General features: G+C 71.8%; 20 protein-coding genes. 12 read left to right on the plus strand and 8 right to left on the minus strand.

Features of this window, described 5'->3' with window-relative positions; genetic code table 11:
* The first annotated feature begins 1 nt into the window (after window position 1).
* Window positions 2-1,417, plus strand: coding sequence for a M81 family metallopeptidase (locus tag AB0M54_RS44375; RefSeq protein ID WP_364478701.1), 1,416 nt, complete (start codon window positions 2-4; stop codon window positions 1,415-1,417).
* Between the two features lie 88 nt (window positions 1,418-1,505).
* Complete coding sequence (locus tag AB0M54_RS44380; protein ID WP_364317985.1) at window positions 1,506-1,712, plus strand: hypothetical protein; 207 nt, start codon at window positions 1,506-1,508, stop codon at window positions 1,710-1,712.
* A gap of 69 nt (window positions 1,713-1,781) precedes the next feature.
* Here the strand turns inward: AB0M54_RS44380 and AB0M54_RS44385 are convergent, their stop codons facing one another.
* Window positions 1,782-2,627, minus strand: coding sequence for an aldo/keto reductase (locus AB0M54_RS44385; protein ID WP_364478704.1), 846 nt, complete (start codon window positions 2,625-2,627; stop codon window positions 1,782-1,784).
* An 83-nt stretch (window positions 2,628-2,710) separates the two neighbouring features.
* Between AB0M54_RS44385 and AB0M54_RS44390 the strand changes: the two genes are divergently transcribed.
* Both AB0M54_RS44390 and AB0M54_RS44395 read left to right on the plus strand, forming a co-directional pair.
* Window positions 2,711-4,228 carry an alpha/beta hydrolase gene (locus AB0M54_RS44390; RefSeq protein ID WP_364317982.1) on the plus strand — a complete coding sequence of 506 codons (1,518 nt, stop codon included), beginning with the start codon at window positions 2,711-2,713 and terminating at the stop codon, window positions 4,226-4,228.
* Between the two features lie 67 nt (window positions 4,229-4,295).
* Entirely contained in the window at window positions 4,296-5,231 is a 936-nt protein-coding gene (locus AB0M54_RS44395; RefSeq protein ID WP_364478749.1) for a cyclase family protein, read from the plus strand.
* A 6-nt stretch (window positions 5,232-5,237) separates the two neighbouring features.
* Here AB0M54_RS44395 and AB0M54_RS44400 read toward each other — a convergent pair whose 3' ends face one another.
* The 4 genes from AB0M54_RS44400 to AB0M54_RS44415 form a co-directional block, all read right to left on the minus strand.
* Window positions 5,238-5,579 carry a hypothetical protein gene (locus AB0M54_RS44400; protein ID WP_364478707.1) on the minus strand — a complete coding sequence of 114 codons (342 nt, stop codon included), beginning with the start codon at window positions 5,577-5,579 and terminating at the stop codon, window positions 5,238-5,240.
* 37 nt (window positions 5,580-5,616) lie between these two features.
* The gene (locus tag AB0M54_RS44405) at window positions 5,617-6,150 is read right to left on the minus strand and encodes a hypothetical protein (protein WP_364478710.1); all 534 of its coding nucleotides are present in this window, start codon (window positions 6,148-6,150) and stop codon (window positions 5,617-5,619) included.
* 132 nt (window positions 6,151-6,282) lie between these two features.
* Window positions 6,283-7,161 carry a hypothetical protein gene (locus AB0M54_RS44410; protein ID WP_364478713.1) on the minus strand — a complete coding sequence of 293 codons (879 nt, stop codon included), beginning with the start codon at window positions 7,159-7,161 and terminating at the stop codon, window positions 6,283-6,285.
* Between the two features lie 32 nt (window positions 7,162-7,193).
* Entirely contained in the window at window positions 7,194-8,573 is a 1,380-nt protein-coding gene (locus AB0M54_RS44415; protein WP_364317978.1) for a phthalyl amidase, read from the minus strand.
* A 76-nt stretch (window positions 8,574-8,649) separates the two neighbouring features.
* Between AB0M54_RS44415 and AB0M54_RS44420 the strand changes: the two genes are divergently transcribed.
* From AB0M54_RS44420 to AB0M54_RS44455, 8 genes are all read left to right on the plus strand, one after another.
* Window positions 8,650-9,441: a caspase family protein gene (locus AB0M54_RS44420; RefSeq protein ID WP_364478716.1), complete on the plus strand. Its 792-nt coding sequence runs from the start codon at window positions 8,650-8,652 to the stop codon at window positions 9,439-9,441.
* On the plus strand, window positions 9,402-9,566 hold the full coding sequence (locus AB0M54_RS44425; protein WP_364317976.1) for a hypothetical protein: 165 nt from the start codon (window positions 9,402-9,404) through the stop codon (window positions 9,564-9,566). Before AB0M54_RS44420 ends, AB0M54_RS44425 begins: the two co-directional genes overlap by 40 nt.
* 71 nt (window positions 9,567-9,637) lie before the next feature.
* Complete coding sequence (locus AB0M54_RS44430) at window positions 9,638-9,979, plus strand: YbaB/EbfC family nucleoid-associated protein (protein WP_364317975.1); 342 nt, start codon at window positions 9,638-9,640, stop codon at window positions 9,977-9,979.
* Entirely contained in the window at window positions 9,976-10,302 is a 327-nt protein-coding gene (locus tag AB0M54_RS44435) for a hypothetical protein (RefSeq protein ID WP_364317974.1), read from the plus strand. Before AB0M54_RS44430 ends, AB0M54_RS44435 begins: the two co-directional genes overlap by 4 nt.
* 23 nt (window positions 10,303-10,325) lie before the next feature.
* Window positions 10,326-10,889 (plus strand): type VII secretion system-associated protein, encoded by a 564-nt coding sequence (locus AB0M54_RS44440; protein ID WP_364317973.1) that lies wholly within the window; start codon window positions 10,326-10,328, stop codon window positions 10,887-10,889.
* Between the two features lie 52 nt (window positions 10,890-10,941).
* Window positions 10,942-12,198 carry a hypothetical protein gene (locus tag AB0M54_RS44445; RefSeq protein WP_364478719.1) on the plus strand — a complete coding sequence of 419 codons (1,257 nt, stop codon included), beginning with the start codon at window positions 10,942-10,944 and terminating at the stop codon, window positions 12,196-12,198.
* An 84-nt stretch (window positions 12,199-12,282) separates the two neighbouring features.
* Window positions 12,283-13,509, plus strand: a complete 1,227-nt coding sequence (locus tag AB0M54_RS44450; protein WP_364317970.1) for a prolyl oligopeptidase family serine peptidase — start codon at window positions 12,283-12,285, stop codon at window positions 13,507-13,509.
* Between the two features lie 13 nt (window positions 13,510-13,522).
* Window positions 13,523-13,762: a GNAT family N-acetyltransferase gene (locus tag AB0M54_RS44455; RefSeq protein ID WP_364478722.1), complete on the plus strand. Its 240-nt coding sequence runs from the start codon at window positions 13,523-13,525 to the stop codon at window positions 13,760-13,762.
* A 2-nt stretch (window positions 13,763-13,764) separates the two neighbouring features.
* Here AB0M54_RS44455 and AB0M54_RS44460 read toward each other — a convergent pair whose 3' ends face one another.
* The 3 genes from AB0M54_RS44460 to AB0M54_RS44470 form a co-directional block, all read right to left on the minus strand.
* Window positions 13,765-14,064, minus strand: a complete 300-nt coding sequence (locus tag AB0M54_RS44460; RefSeq protein WP_364317967.1) for a hypothetical protein — start codon at window positions 14,062-14,064, stop codon at window positions 13,765-13,767.
* A gap of 111 nt (window positions 14,065-14,175) precedes the next feature.
* Window positions 14,176-15,114, minus strand: coding sequence for a TIGR03557 family F420-dependent LLM class oxidoreductase (locus tag AB0M54_RS44465; RefSeq protein WP_364317965.1), 939 nt, complete (start codon window positions 15,112-15,114; stop codon window positions 14,176-14,178).
* A gap of 44 nt (window positions 15,115-15,158) precedes the next feature.
* Window positions 15,159-16,172, minus strand: coding sequence for a LacI family DNA-binding transcriptional regulator (locus AB0M54_RS44470; protein ID WP_364317963.1), 1,014 nt, complete (start codon window positions 16,170-16,172; stop codon window positions 15,159-15,161).
* Window positions 16,173-16,259 lie beyond the last annotated feature (87 nt).

Genomic DNA, 16,259 nt, shown 5'->3' on the forward strand with positions numbered 1-16,259 from the left:
TATGCGCATCGCCGTCGGCGGCATCCACATCGAGTCCAGCACGTTCTCGCCCCACCTGAGCACCGCCGCCGACTTCGAGGTAACCCGGGGTTCCGAGCTGCTGGCCCGCTACGACTGGCTGACCGCGCCCTGGGCGTCCGGCGTCGAGTGGGTGCCGCTGGTGCACGCCCGGGCGCTTCCCGGCGGAGCGGTCGAGGCGTCGGCCTACCACGCCTGGAAGGAGGAGATCGCCGCCGCCGGACCGGTGGACGGCTTCCTGCTCGACTTCCACGGCGCGATGAGCGTTCCCGGGCTCGACGACGCCGAGGGCAACCTGGTCACCGCGATCCGGACGGCGATCGGTCCGGAGCCGCTGATCTCCACGGCGATGGACCTGCACGGCAACGTCTCCCGGGTGCTCTTCGACGCCTGCGACCTGCTCACCTGCTATCGCACCGCCCCGCACGTGGACGTGTGGGAGACCCGCGAGCGCGCCGCCCGCAACCTGGTCGAGGCACTGCGCCGCGGGTCACGCCCGCACAAGGCCCTCGTCCACGTGCCGATCCTGCTGCCGGGCGAGCAGACCAGCACCCGCGACGAGCCGGCCCGGGGGCTCTACGCCCGGATCCCGGCGCTCACCGCGCGGCCCGAGATCATCGACGCGGCCGTCTGGATCGGATTCGCCTGGGCCGACCAGCCCCGCTGCCGGGGCGCCGTCGTGGTCACCGGCCACGACCGGGCCGCGGTCGCCGGCGCCGCCCGGGAGCTGGGGGAGCGGTTCTGGGCCGCGCGGGACGAGTTCGCGTTCGTCGCGCCCACCGGCACGATGGACGAGTGCCTCGACGCCGCCCTGGCCCCGGATGCCCGGCGACCGTTCTTCATCAGCGACTCCGGCGACAACCCCGGCGCGGGCGGGGCCGACGACGTCACCTACGCGCTGTCGCGGATGCTGGCCCGCGACTCGTCACGGCGGGCGGTCTTCGCGTCGCTGGCCGACCCGGCCGCGGTCGCGTCACTCGACGGTGTGGCGATCGGCTCGCCGGTGCGGGTGACGGCCGGTGGGCGGATCGACGGCCGCGACCCCGGCCCGGTCCAGCTCGACGGCGTCCTGGAGGCCGTCGCCGACGACCCGGACGGCGGGCGCTGCGTCAGCGTACGCATCGCCGGGTTGAGTGTCTTTCTCACCTCACGGCGCATGCAGTACCGCCTGCTGGCCTCCTACCAGCGGCTCGGCGTCGACGTGCGGTCGGCCGACCTGGTCACCGTGAAGATCGGCTACCTGGAGCCGGAGCTGTTCGAGGCGGCGGGGGACTGGATGCTCGCGCTCACGCCGGGCGGCGTCGACCAGCATCTGGCCCGGCTGGCGTACCGGAATGTTCTTCGCCCGGTCTTTCCCCTGGACCGCGACTTCACCGCCGACCTCACCGTGATCACCTGAGCGTGCACGCTACCGTCTGCTTATCGCGCGACCATGCTTCACGGTCCGCAGCGAGCAGTCCGGTCCGGAACAGCACGAGGAGACACTGATGACCGACGCCACCAGCGACGCCGAACCCACCGCCGACGCCGAGGCGGAATCCGAGGAGCTGCCGCAGCCCTTCGAGAACCGGGCGGCGCGGCGGTCCAAGGGCAAGGGCACCCCCACCCACGCCGGGGGTACGAAGGGCCACGGCGTCGGGCGATCCGGCACCGTGCAGAGCCCTCGCCAGTACGGCAACCGTCGTAGCGGCTGATCGACGGGACCTGGTGCGGGCCGCGTCTCACCGGGCGCGGCCCGTCCCGGCTGAGAAGGCCGGAATCCGTCAGACGAACAGCGGCTCCACCTCACGCCGCGCCACCAGGTCGCCCATCGCCGCGTCGGACGGGCGCTGCTGGTACCGCTCGGCCGCGTCGAGCAGCCGCGGCAGGATCTCCACGTCGCCGGTGGTCAGCAGGAACGCCTCCGGGCGGCCGAGCACCCAGTGCACAGCCAGGTCGATGTCGGCCTGATCACGCAGCGGCTCGTACCAGGTGGACGCCGACTTGGGCCGGCCCTCCCAGCGACGCAACGCCAGACTCTTGATCGTCTGCAGCGCGACCTGCCGCTCGGCACACACCGCGGCCAGCGCCTCGAACGTCTCCGCGTACCGCGGGTCGCCCATCTGGGCGAAGTTGTAGGGCGCGAGCACGGAGTCGAACGGGAACCGCTCCAGGCTGCGGCGGTGCATCTCGGGCACCGACAACCCGTGCCCGGTCACGCCGATGAAGCGCACCAGACCCTCCTCGCGCGCCTCGATCGCCGCCTCGAGAGCGCCGTTCGGCCCCAGCGCGGTCTCCCACTCGATGACGTCGACGAGATTGTGCAGCTGGATCGAGTCGATCCGGTCGACCCCGAGGCGGTCCAGCGACCGGCGGATCTCCTCCCGCGCGCCGCGGTAGGTCCGCTCGCCGGTCTTGGTCGCCAGGAAGAACTCGCCCGGATGACGGCGCAGCCAGGTCGCCACCCGCAGCTCGGCGTCGCCGTAGCCGGCGGCGACGTCGATGTGGTTGATGTGGTGCCGCAGCAGCAGGTCGAGCGTGCGGTCGGCGTCGGCCTTGGTGACGCTGCCCAGGGCCGCGGCGCCGAAGATCACCCGGCTCGACTCGTGCCCGGTCGCGCCGAATGGCATTCGATCAATCATCCCGGGAGCCTAACCCCAGCTCGGGTCCGGTGGCGGCGATGCGACACCATCGCAGAGATGGAGGTATCTCGATGAAACGGATGCTCGCTCTGTTCGTCACCGCCACCGTCCTCGTACCGCTCGCTCCCGCCACGGCGGCACAGGCCGCCCCCGGCCCGAGCTGGGCGCCGTGCGCCGGCGCGCCCGGCACCGGTCTGGAGTGCGCCGACCTGCGCGTGCCGCTCGACTACCGGGCCCCGCGCGGCCGGTCGATCACCGTCGCCGTCTCCCGGCTCAAGGCGGCCGACCCGGCCAAACGCCGCGGGATCATGCTGCTCAACCCGGGCGGTCCCGGCGGCAGCGGCCTGGACATGCCGCTGTTCCTCGCCGAGACCCTGCCCGCCGACGTCCTCGACCGCTACGACCTGATCGGGTTCGACCCGCGCGGCGTGGGTCAGAGCACGCCGATCAGCTGCGACCTGCCCGACACCACCACGTTCGACCTGGTCCTGCCCTATCCGGCGCCGGACGGCTCGATCAACCGCAACATCGCCTTCGCCCGCGACACCGCGCGCCGGTGTGCCGCCACCGCCGGCGACCTGCTGCCGCACATCACCACCGCCAACACCGCCCGCGACATGGACAGCATCCGCGCCGCGCTCGGCGAGCCGAAGCTCTCGTACCTCGGGTACTCCTACGGCACGTACCTGGGCGCGGTCTACGTCTCGCTGTTCCCGCAGCGCACCGACCGGATCGTGCTGGACAGCGCGGTCGACCCGGCCCGGGTGTGGTACGGCGTCTGGAGCAGCTGGGGTGAGGCGGTGGCGCTGCGGCTGCCCGACTTCACCAAGTGGGCCGCGGCCCGCGACGACGTCTACCACCTCGGCGCCACGCCGCGGGAGGTCGAACGCACCTACTACCGGATCGCCCGGCGGCTGGACCACTCGCCGGTCGAACTGCCCGGGATCACCATCACCGGCAACATCTTCCGCGAGCAGACCCGCGGTGGCCTCTACGACGACCGGTCCTTCGGTGATCTCGCGCGGTTCTGGCAGGAGTTCTCGGATCCGGCGAGCCCGCCCACGGCCGGGGCCGCCCTCGCCGAGCCGGCCTGGGACAACTCGCTCGCCGTGCTGTACGGGATCGTCTGCGGCGACGTGAGCTGGCCGCGTGACACCAACGTGTACGCCCGCGCCTCCGCCGCCAGCCGCCGCGCCTACCCGGCCACGGCCGGCATGCCCGCCAACATCTGGCCCTGCGCGTTCTGGGCCCACCGGCCGGTCGAGCCGCCCGTCAAGGTGACCGACCGGGGACCGCGCAACGTCCTGATCCTGCAGAACCTGCGCGACCCGGCAACCTCCTACCGCAACGGGTACGGCCTGCGCCGGGCCCTCGGCCACCGGGCCGCGTTCGTCACCGTCAACGCCGGCGGTCACGGCATCTACGGCATCCGGTCCGGCCCGTGCACCGACGCCATCGCCACCGGGTTCCTGGTCAGCGGCCAGCTCCCGGCCCGCGACCGGTTCTGTCAGGGCCCGTCGCCCGAGGACGTGCCCGCCGCCGGAACCCGGTCCGCCACCACCGGCTGGCGCCCCGGCCCCTGGCTGTGACGCTCCGCCGCTGTGCCCCGGGCGTGTCCGGGGCACAGCGGCCTACTCGCGTTAACCTACCCACGTGATGCCCACCCAGGACGACGTGCTCGGGTACTTCGACACCCTGTCGAACTGGGGACGGTGGGGCGACGACGACGAGCTCGGCACCCTGAACCTGATCACCGACGACGTCCGCCTGGCCGCGGCCCGGGCCGTCCGCCACGGCCGGAGCGTGTCCTGTGCCTGGGAGGTCGGCGTGCCGGACGACATGGAGCGGTCGACCACGACGTGCCCGTGCGCCGCCGACATGCCGGGCGCCGAGAACATGCCGCCCGCCTTCCACGCCGACCGGCGCTGGGGCTTCTCGAACGAGCGGCTCGGCCTCATGTTCCACGGCAACACGCTCACCCACCTCGACTCGCCGTGCCACCTCTTCTGGGACGGCGCGATGTACAACGGCCGGCCACACTCCCTGGTCGACGCCACAACCGGATCGGCGTGGGCGGCCGTCACGGCGGCGGCGAACGGAATCGTCACGCGCGGGGTCCTGCTGGACGTGGCCAAGGTCCGCGACGTGCCGTGGCTGGAACCCGGCGAGGGCGTGCACCCCGAGGATCTCGAGGAGGCCGAACGCCGCCAGGGCGTGCGCGTCCGATCCGGCGACGCGGTGCTCCTGCGAACCGGCTACGGCCGGGCCCGGCACGAGAACGGCCCGGCCGGCGGTATCACCCAGGCCGGCTGGCACGCGTCCTGCCTGCCCTGGTTCCGCGACCGGGAGGTCGCCCTGATCGGCGCCGACACCCCGCAGGACGTTCAACCATCCGGGTACGACGACGTCCTGATGCCGGTCCACGCCGTCAGCCTCGTCGCGATGGGCCTGTGGCTGCTCGACAACTGCGACCTGGAGGCCTGCGCGACAACGGCGGCCGACCTCGCCCAGTGGGACTTCCACCTCGCCGTCGCCCCGGTCCGCCTCGCCGGCACCTCCGGCAGCCCCGTCAACCCGATCGCCACCTTCTGATCGCGGTCAGTTCGGCCTCTTCGAGCGGCGCAGATACACCGCTACCGGCACGGTGGCCAGCACGACGAAGGTGAGCTGGAACAGGTGTTTCCGGCCCTCGGAGTCGAACCACGGGGAGGCGAGAGCAGCGGTCGCCCCGGACACGGCCAGAGCGAGACCGACGTTCAGCGGGACCGATTCGGCCAGCCCGCGCAGGAATTGACGCGGCCCGGACGGGATGGCCACCGTGCCGAGCGACTGCGCCCAGCGCAGGAATGGCTCGTGCCGGCGCGCCGACGTCCGGCCACCGACCACCTCCGCCACCGTGTAGGCGACTCCCCACGCGCAACCGGCGATGGCCGCGGCCACGACGGCGTCGCCGAGGCCAGGGCGGTGCTGATCGCCATCAGCGCGAGCGTGGCCCACCAGCCCGGCCGGCGGACCACGGGTATGCCCGGACCGTCGTCGGCTTGCCACGGGCGCGGAGGCAGAACGGCCGGCGGTGCCGCGGCCGGAGGGACCGCCGCGGTCGAACGGCCGAGCGGGCGAGCACGATCCGGCCCTGCACGTCGAACTCCCACTTGCGCGGGCTCTGCCGCTGTGGCTGGCCGGCCAGCCGGTGCCGCACGTACTCGTGCGCGTCGTCGACCGAGACGAGGCCGTCGCCGTCGATGTCGGCGTCGCCCGTGTCCAGCCCGGCGATCAGGCTGGTCAGCACCCCGCCCGACGCGGCCAGCGCGATGATCAGGGAGTCCACACCGGCCGGGTCGGCGGCCTTGGCGCCGTCCGGCACGGGCCCGGCCGCCGGATCGGCGACGAGGTCGAACTCCTGCTCGGCCACCTCGGCGCGCAGCCGCCGCACGAGTTCGTCCCGCTCCTGCGCGTCGGCGTCCGGGTCGGGCACCACGACGACGCGCGCGAGCCGCGTCGCCGCCGTCATGACTCCACCATCGCACCAGTCTTCCGTCCGGCAGCTGCTTTGGCCACCGCGCACCCCAACTTCGCCGAGCGGATCGCCGCGTCAACGCCTCGCTTCCCCGATCCCGCCCCGGACGAGGAACTGCTGTTCACCTCAGGCTTGGAGGCCGATGAGTCCTGAGGGCCAGGCGGGCAAGTGCTCCCGGGCCAGGGCGTTCCACTGTGGGGTGCCGCCGCGCAGTGGCCAAGCGCGGGTGGTGCCGTAGCGGGATTCGATGGTTTGCAGGGTGTCGGCGAGCCTGCGGTCGACGGCGACGAGGGCGGCCTCGGCGCCCGGGCTGCCGGCGGTGATCTGGCGGTCCAGGCCTTGCGTGGTTGTCGTGTAGCGGCTCAGCGCGTCCTCGGTGTCGCGGGCGACCTGATCGGTGTCGACCGAGGAGAGGGCGAGCAGCGGCGGTTCGCGGTCTTCGGCGAGGGCCGCGACGAGCCGGTCGTGGCCGTCCAACACGACGTAGCAGTCGAGCCCGCTGACCCACCACAGCAGGACGGGCGGCAGGATTCCGTCCCTGGCCTGCTTCCGGTACGCCTTGACCCGACCGGCGTCCACGCTCGCCAGCGGATGAAGCGGCAGGATCTGCCAGGCTCCGTTGTCCATGAACCAGTCGATCTCACCCTGGGGCTGGGGCAGCAGTAGTTCGGCCCATCTCTCGGTCGGGCGCAGGCGGGGGACCTCGACACTGATCGCCCAGCGGCCGGTGTGCAACGGGCCGCCGGTCAAGGAGGCGGCGAAATGGTACGCCCACCGGGCCGGCGATGCGGCACCGACAGCCGCCGCGTGTGCGGCCCGGATGGGTGGGACCGGCGAGCGGTAGTGACCGGTCATCGCGTACTCGACGCCGTAGTGGTTGTCGTCGACCCGGGCCATCAGGGTGACCGTGTCGTCGTGACGCAGCACCAGCAGCCCGCGCCCGGCGACCTCCAGCCTCAGCGCCGGTCGGGACGGCTGTTCGACGTCGAGGACGAGGTTGGCCATACGGCCATTATCGATCAGCCGGGCGCGGATGGTCAGCAGGCGGGCGCCACGAAGGCGGGTCGGGTGCCGACGGTGTAGCGGCAGCCGAAGCGGGGGCCGGCGACCACCCGGCGGTCGAGGATCGCGTCGCCGCCGGGGCGGTGGCCCGTGCGTACCCAGGTCACCAGGTCGTCGAAGCCTTTCTGCAGTTCGGGCTGGGTGAAGTCGCAGTGGCCGACGCCGCGGACGGCGCGGGACACGAACAGGCGGGAGCGGCCGTTCGCGGCGGCGCGCTGGGCGTAGACCTGCTCCATCGAGAACGGGACGAACAGGTCGCCGATGTCGTGCATCGACAGCACCGGCACGGGCGGCTTGCCGTTGACGCGGGGGACGCCGCTGAGCCCGGGGTCGGCCGAGTCGGTCCGCCGCACCCGCAGCACCTCGGCGTTGAGCCGCCACTCGGCCGGGGTCGGCCAGAGCCGGTCGGTGCTGCGGTAGACCGTCGACCGGTTGTCGGTGACGTTGCCGTCGGCGATGTTCGAGGTGCCGCCGGTGAGCCCGGGATAGAGGCCGAAGAGGAACGGCAGGTCGCTGAGCGGCGCGAGGGACGGCACGGCGTTCCAGTACGCGAATGAGCCGTCGAAGCCCGGCCGCACCCCGCCGGAGCGCCGTTCCACCACCTCCGACCAGGTGCGACCGGCGGCGGTCAGGGCCGGCGGCCGTCCGGTGCTGACGCCCAGGGCGGGCAGGACGCGGTTCACCTGGGCGCGCCACTGATCCGGGTAGTCGGCCGGTGGCCGGAGCGGGAAATCGATGGGGACGCCGGCCAGCGCGGCGGCGGTGACGTTCGCGTCGAGGAAGTAGTCGAACAGCCGGGTGTCGCCGAGCACGCCGCAGTAGGGCATCGCCCCGGCGAACGCCGACGGGTGCTTCTCGATGGCCACGGCCGTGACGTGACCACCCATGGACGCCCCGGTCATGTAGACGGCCTTCGCCCGCCGCCCGGTGACCTGCCGGAACACGTCGATCAGCGCCGAGGCGTCGCGAACACCCTGGCCCACGTCGTAGCCGTTGGTCGCGTAGCTCGAGGCCGCCCAGGCGAACCCGCGGGCGATGTAGTGGGCCCGCAACGCCGGATTGTCGACGTAGACCACGGCGCCGGTGCCGCGATAGCCGTGGGCATAGTCGACCAGCTGGCCGTTCCAGCGCCGCGGCACCTCGATCCGGTAGGCCGCGCCCCGGTGGATGCCGGTGTGCACGGTCGCGCCGTCGAGCGCGACGAACGGCGTGCCGTCGAGGTCGCACCGCGGATCGGCCACCAGGTATCCCGGCTGGGTGGCGCTCGGGGTCGGCGCCGCGCACGCGGCCTCGGGGGCACCCCCGCCGGCCAGCGGAACCGCCAGAACCAGGGCCGTGACGAACGCGGTGATCATGATGTTACCTCCAGGTAACATCCAACGATCGACCAGTGACGTCTGTCAATAGCCGAGCCGTTCGTCAGACAGGAAGGTGAATGACTCGGAGCAGCGACGATATGTCATCACCTTGGGGACGGGCCGGTTCCGCGAGCCGGGGGCAGCGCCACTCCCCGGCGTTGACCACGACCTTGAGGCGGTGGCCCGTGTGTTCGCGGACTTCGGATACCGCCAGGCGCTGCGTGGCCTCGGCGAGTACGAGTCCGCCGACTCCATCCGGCAACGGCTGAGATTCTGGTGCCGCGACGAGTCCATCGGCGACGATCTTCTGGTGGTCTACTTCGCCGGCCACGGTGTCGTCGACGACCGGCACTACCTGATGTGCTGGGACACCGATCCCGACGACCCCGCCGGGACGGCACTGCCCACCGAGGAACTGGTGCGCGTCCTGGTCAACGGGGGAGTCCGCCATCTCCTGCTGATCATCGACACCTGTTACGGCGGCGCGGGCGCGGCCGAGGCCGGGCAGATCGCTCTGCGGCGGGTGGCGAAGGCCCTGTCCGGCGATCAGTGGACGAACCTCTGGTTCCTGACGTCCGCGCGGTCGCAGGAGCCGGCGTACGACAAGGCCTTCGCCAAGGCGCTGCCGGCGGCGCTCACCGCCGTCACCGGGCGGAGCGGGCAACGGCAGGAAGCTGCCGCCGCTCGGCACCGACCTGGAGACCCAGCACCGGGCCGCGGCCCGCGGTCCGGACCGGTGAGCCGGTCACGGTCCCGTTCACGAGGCATCCCCTGTACATCAACGACCTCCTGGCGTGCAGCCTGGCCGGCCGAGACCTGCTCTGCGTGGCCAGTGAAGACGGCGCGGTGCGGATCTGGGATCTGACCAGCGAGCGCCTGATGACCGAACTCAACCTGGAGGCGTCGATCACGGAACTGGCGCTCGCCCCGGGCGGTCTGCTGTGTGTGGGAACTGATTCCGGTCTGGTCGCAGTAGTTCTGGAGCCCTGACACCGAGACGTCGGTGACCGCAACCGGCCAACGCCGGTGACCCGCGCCCGGGGATCTCCACACTCGACGGCATGGAGGAGTCGAGGATTCGGCGGCTCGCCGACTCGGTGCGGGCCGTGCAGCAGGGCATGGCGGGAATCAGTGCCCGCGCCGAGTCGCCGGACGGGCTGATCATGGTGGTGGTCGGGGCGCGTGGTGAGTTGCGGGAGTTGCGGCTCGATCCGCGCATCTACCGGCAACCCGACTCGCGGGCCCTGGCCCGGGGAATCACCGCCACGCTCGAGGCGGCCACCGCGGATGCTCAGCGGCAGGTGTTCGAGCTGGTGCGTGACCTGCTGCCGGCCGGCGCCACGGCACGCGAGGCCGACCTGGACTTCGATCCGTTCCTGCACCAGGTCAAGGCGTTCCGATGACCAGCCCGGACGGCCTGGATCGGTACACCGCCGATCGGTCGGCGATGGACCGGATCGACGGGCACGGGCGGGAGTTCGGCACCGCCTGGGGGGCCCAGCACACGATGATCACGACCGGCGAGGGCGGCATCCGCACGGGTACCCTGGCCGACATCTTCCAGCGGCAGTACGAGGCCGCGGAGGCGATGAAACAGTCGGCCGCCGGGGTGCCGGGCACCTGCGCCGACATGGCCGGCCTCGGTCACGTCTGCGCCGACCTGTACGACCAGGGCGAGGACAATGCGGCGCGGGGCTTCCTACGCGTACGGCCGGTGGACCCCTGAGACGAGAGAGGAAACCTGGGCGAGTGGATCCCGAACCCGACCTTCCGGCCGAGCTGAGCGGGCCGCCGGAGATCACCGACGAGCTGCGTGAACGGGCCCGCCGGCAGCCCGGCGCGTGGCTGTACGTGCTCGATCCCGCCGTCGACCCGGACGGGCGGGTGCCGGGCTGGGCGGTCCGGGGCGGCTTCCACGTGGACGCCGCCGGTGAGCTGGGCGAGTACCGCGCCAACCCGAACTACCGTCCGTCGCCGCAGGCGCTCCGTCTGCCCGTACCCGGGAATGCCCTGGAGGCCGCCCTGCAGCGAGCCGCCACCAACACGGGGCCGGAGGAGTCGTTGCTGGACGCGGTCCTGGACGGGGAGTTGTTCCTGTTCGCGCGGGAGCCCGGCGGCACCGACCTCTACGTGCGGGACGGGACGGTGCAGGCGTACACCTCGGAGCAGGCGCTGCCGCCGGCCTGGACGCAGTGGCAGCGGCGCACCGGCCGGGAGATCGCCGCCGCGCTGGCCGGCAAGTCCTTGCAGCTCAACCCGGGTGGGCCGGTCAGTGTGACGATCCCGGGCGCCGACCTGGCCGCGCGCGCCTGACCGCAACCGGCCACCGGCCGGGGCGAGGCCCGGAAATCTCCACAATCGAGGGATGGGGATCGCACGTCCGGCGGACGGGTTCGGGTTGTGGACCGCGGTCGAGGGCATGGTCGAGTGGCCGGAGACCGATGAGGATGTGGTCGCGCAGCTGGCCACGGGGTGGGCGGGCGCGCGGGACGCGTTGACGACGGCCGCGACGGGGGTCGAGGGCGCCGGCCGGATGTCGCTGGCGAGCTGGCCCGACCAGGTGGGGCAGGACTATTCGGCGAAGGTGCAGGACACCGGCCGGTGGCACGCGCTGGCTTCGGGGATGGGTACGGCCGCGGCCCGCGCCTCGAGGTTCGAGCAGGCCGTCCGCGGTACGAAGACGGAGTACGTGAACAGCATCGCGGCCAACGCGCCCCTGTACGGGTTGATGAGCCTGCTTCCCGAGCCGCTGCGGACGACCTTCCAGAACGACTTCGCCGCCGGTGTGGCCACCAATCTCAACGGGGTGCTCGCCGCCAACGCCGACGCGATGTCCGGGGGACCCGGGGACGACGACGAAGACGGCTTCTTCGAGAGCGTGGCCAAGGGCGCCAACAACGTCGGTGAGGGCCTGTACGAAGCGGGCGAGGCCGCCGAGGACTGGCTCCGGGACACCGCGAACGAGGGCTGGAACACCCTCGACGAGGCGGGCCTCACGCCGGGCTGGCTCGACGACCTGCAGGACGGCGTCAACGCGTTCGGCGAGAAGATCGACGAGTTCGGTGACGGGATCTTCGGGCCCGGGAACCCCGTCGACGAGGCGTTCGAGGAGGCCGGCCGCCAGCTCGACGGCGTGGTCGCCCCGCCGCCGGACCCGCGGCTCGCGGTGGCCGTCAACGACAGCGTCGCGGTGGACGACATCCAGCCGACGCCGGTCTGGCGGGACTCGGCCGAGCCGCTCTACCGCGTGGACGCGCGCAACCCGGAGGACATCTTCAAGCAGGGGTTCGGCCCCCGGGACGCGACCAACGTGGACCTCGGCCGGTATGTGTTCGAACCGCCCGCGCACAACCGCTCCGCGTTCGTCGGCACCACGCGCAACCCGGAGCTGCAGAGGGACTGGCCGAAGCCGACCTACCGCTACACCCTGATCGTGCCGGGTGGCATCGACGTCGAGGCGACCCTGGCGAACATCGGCCTCACACCGCCCAAACCCAACGAGAACGAGATCGCCTTCCCGGGCGGCGTCAAGTTGCGCTACATCGCCGGGGCCTATCCGGTCGACGCCAACGGGAAGTTGGGCGACTGGATCCAGAACCCGAAGTTCGACCCCGTCGGCTGACTCTTCCGGTGCTCAGTGGATCTGTGATAGACCGATCTCGATGCAACACGCTGGAAACACAATGATCACGACGAGGAGTCTTCTGTGGCCGTCAGTCGTCGTTCCGTTCTGGCCGTGGGCGCGGGTGCCGTCGCCGGCCTCGCCCTGCCCGGCGCCGCTCTCGCCCAGGCGGCGCCGTCCATCAGCCGGAAGCTCCGGTTCCGCCTCGACGCCGAGGTGCTCGACGGCGGCGAGCAGGTCGTCTCGATCACGCTCGCCGCGGCCAAGCTCGGCCCGATCGACCGGTCCAGCCTCACCACCGGCAGCTTCACCGTGCACGCCAAGGCCAGCAGCCCGCTCGCGGCCGGCGACACCGTGCTGGGCACGTACGACCTCGACCGCGCGGTGACCGCCGTCAAGGTCGACAACGCCGGCGACATCGTGCTGGAGCTGAGCTACGCCGAGGGCCAGACCGGCGGCGCCACGCTCGGCTGGGCCGCGGCCCGGGGCCGCAACGTGCGCTTCGACCTGACCTACACGATCACCCAGAACGCGCCGATCCGGCTGCGTGACGGCCGCTCGGTCACGGTCAGCGAGTTCGTGCAGGGCCGGCTGGTCAATCCCGAGGTCGACTCGTTCAGCTACCGCACCTCCCGCTCGGGCATGAAGTATCGGCTCTACTCGCCGGTGCGCCACGCCGGCAAGCGCCCGCTGATCGTCTGGCTGCACGGCGGGGGAGAGGGCGGGTCGCTGCCCGCCTACTACGACAACGAGACGCAGCTGCGCGCCAACCGTGGCGCCCTGGGCTTCGTCACCCCCGAGGCGCAGCGGATCTTCGGCGACGCGTACGTGGTCGCCCCCCAGAGTCAGTCGTTCTGGCTGGAGGACGGCGACCGCTACGCGCCGCAGATCCTCGAGATCATCAAGGCTGTGGTACGCACGCAGCAGATCGACACCGACCGCATCCACGTGGTCGGCTGCAGCAACGGCGGCTTCATGAGCCTGAAGATGACCACCGAGTACCCGGACACGTTCGCGTCCTCGGTGCCGATCTGCGCCGTCGTCCAGGAGCGCTTCACCGACGCCGAACTGGCCGCCATCGACACCCCGACCTGGCTGGTCGCCTCCCGCGACGACACCACGGTCCCGCCCAACCCGAACACCGTCCACGCCCACGACGTGATCCCCGGCTCGATCATGAGCCTCTACGACACGGTCACCTGGAACGGCTACCGCTTCCCCGGCCACTGGTCCTGGATCTACGTGGCCCGCAACGACCCCAGCCACAACGGCCAGCACGTCTGGCAGTGGATGGCCCGCAAACACCTCTAGCGTTGGCCTCGTCGTGCACGACAGCACCTCGGCGCTCGATCCGGTCTGCCTCATGCAGGATCTCTTCGTCGACCCGGACGCCCGGGCCGGCGGTGTCGGCGCCGCCCTCATCGACTGGCTGCGCGCCGAGACCGCGGCGCGCGGCTGGTCGGCGCTCTACTGGCACACCCGTGAGACGAACTACCGGGCCCGCGCGCTGTACGACAAATACACGCCTCACAGCGGCTTCCTGCGCTACACCCTGCGCGAATGACCTCAGGCCACCCGTGGCGTCCGGCTCACATCGCCCGTCTGGTCCGGCGGCGGGGACGTCTCCACGACGTCGTCGGGCACCGACGGGGTGGCGGCCGACCGCTCGACGTGGGACAACAACGCGACCAGCCGGCTCACGTCCGGGACGCCGAGCTGGAAGGTGCCCTTGCACACGGTGTCGGCCCACAGCGACACCACGACCGCGCCGCGGTCCTCGTGGTAGCTGACCCGCATCCTTCGGTCGCCGCCGCGCATGTCGGTGAAGAGATCACCCACGGCCGGCATCGGAAAGACCTCGCCCATCTCCGCAGTCTCGCCGATCGGCGACGCCCAGTAAAGATCAGTCGCGCGGTCCTTGCTCCCAGCGCTCCCGGCGCTCGGCGTCGGTCTGCTCCCACCAGGGGGTCGGACGGCCTACAGGAACTCGCGCCGGTACAGGTCGATCAGCTCGGTGTAGTGCGAACCCATGTTGGCGATGTACACCTCGTCGAAGCCGGCCTTCTCGTACGCCTGGAGCTGGGCGGCGTGCCCGGCCGGGTCGGGCCCGCACACGATCGCGTCACGCACCATGTCCTCGGTGACCAGCTGGGACGCCTGCTCGAAGTGCCGTGGTGACGGCAGCACCTGGGACAGCTCGCCGGGCACGCCGCTGTTGGGCCACAGGCGGTGCGCCTCGCGTACCCCCTCGGCCTCGGTCGGAGCCCAGCAGCCCTTGAACCCGCCCTGTACGGGCTTGTCCCCACCGCCCAGCTCGCGGAACTTACGAACCAGGTCGCCGTCGGGCATCGTGGAGACGTAGCCGTCGCCGACCCGGGCGGCCAGCTCGATCGCCTTGGGCCCGAAGGCCGACACGTACACGGCCGGCGGCTCGGCCGGCCGCGTGTAGATGCGCGCCTGGTCGACCTGGTAGTGCCGGCCACGGTGGGTGACGAAATCACCCTTCCACAGCTCGCGCATCACCTCGATCGCCTCCTCGAGCATCTCCAGCCGCTCGTCGGCGAAGGGCCACCGGTCGCCGTTGATGTGCTCGTTGAGCGCCTCGCCGGTGCCCACCCCGAGCACGAACCGGCCGTCGTGCATGACCGCGCTGGTGGCCGCGGCCTGGGCCGTGATGGTCGGGTGGATCCGCATGATCGGGCAGGTCACGGCCGTGGTGATCGGGATGTTGACGACCTGGCTGAGCGCGCCGATGATCGACCACACGAATGGGCTCTGGCCCTGTTCGTCGTTCCACGGGTGGAAGTGGTCGGAGATCCACAGGCTCTGGAAGCCGGCCTCCTCGGCGGCCTTGGCCTGCTCGATGAGCTGGGCGGGGGTGTATTCCTCACATGACAGGAAGTAGCCGATACGCATGGCGGGGGAATACCCCGCGCGACGCCGGACATGCCGGTCAGTTGTCAGGCCGGGGCGCCGCCGCGGATGAGCAGGGTGGTGCGGTGCACCGAGCGCCGGGGCGGGCCGTGTGCGCCGCCCATCCGCGCGAACAGCAGCTCGGCGGCGTGCGCGCCGAAGGCGGTGGCGTCGTAGGTGACCAGCGCGACCGGGTGAGGGAGCAGGTCGGCCAGCTCGACGTCGTCGAAGGCGGCCACGGCGATCGTCTCGGCCGGCTGGATCTCGTGCAGGGCGTGCAGCAGGCCCACGCACATGCGGTTGTTGTCGGCGAAGATCGCGTCGATGCCTTGCGTCGCGGTCGAGCAGAGCAGTTCGGTCGCGGCGTCGTGGGCGTCGCGGACGGTGTGGGCGTTGAGCCGGACGACGGCCCGGTCGTAGGGGAGGCCCGCCCGTTTGAGCGCCTCCCGGTAGCCGGCCAGCCGATGCTTCCCGGTGGTCACGTTGGGGTCGCCGCCGATGTAGGCGATCCGCCGGCAGCCCTGGGCGATCAGGCTCTCCACCGCGCCCCGGGTGCCGCCCCGGTTGTCGAGCACGACGGCGTCGGCGGGCACCCCGGACGGCGTCCGGTCGAGGAACACCATCGGCGCCCAGCGCCCCAGCTCGGTGTGCAGCTCGTGCTGGGTGTGCGCGGCCGGCACCACGAGCAGGCCGTCGACCCGGCGGCGGAGCACCAGGTCGCGCAGCAGGTCGCGTTCGCGCTCGTAGCTCTTCCGGGTGCTGGCCACCACGAGCATGTGCTGGTGGCGGCGGGCGATCTCTTCGGCGCCGTCGGTGACCGCCGACCAGAACGGGTTGGCCGCGTCGTCGATGACCAGGGCGATGGTGTCGGTGTTCTGCCCGGGGCGCAGCGACCTCGCGGCCTCGTTGCGTTGAAAGCCCAGGTCGGCGATGGCGCGCTCGACCGCGGCGCGGGTCTCCTCGCGGATGTAGCGTTCGTTGTTGACCACCCGGGACACGGTCGCGGGGCTCACCCCTGCTGCCCGCGCGACGTCGTGCATCGTGGGCCGGCGCTGTGCCACGCCTCCTCCGAAAGATCATTCGTCACAGCTGTTGCGCTGGTCACGCTATCTGATTACGTTTTCAGAGAACGTTAACAGAGACGATAC

Origin of the sequence: Actinoplanes sp. NPDC051470 (genome assembly GCF_040682035.1) — a bacterium.
In the GTDB taxonomy this organism is placed as follows: Bacteria; Actinomycetota; Actinomycetes; order Mycobacteriales; family Micromonosporaceae; genus Actinoplanes.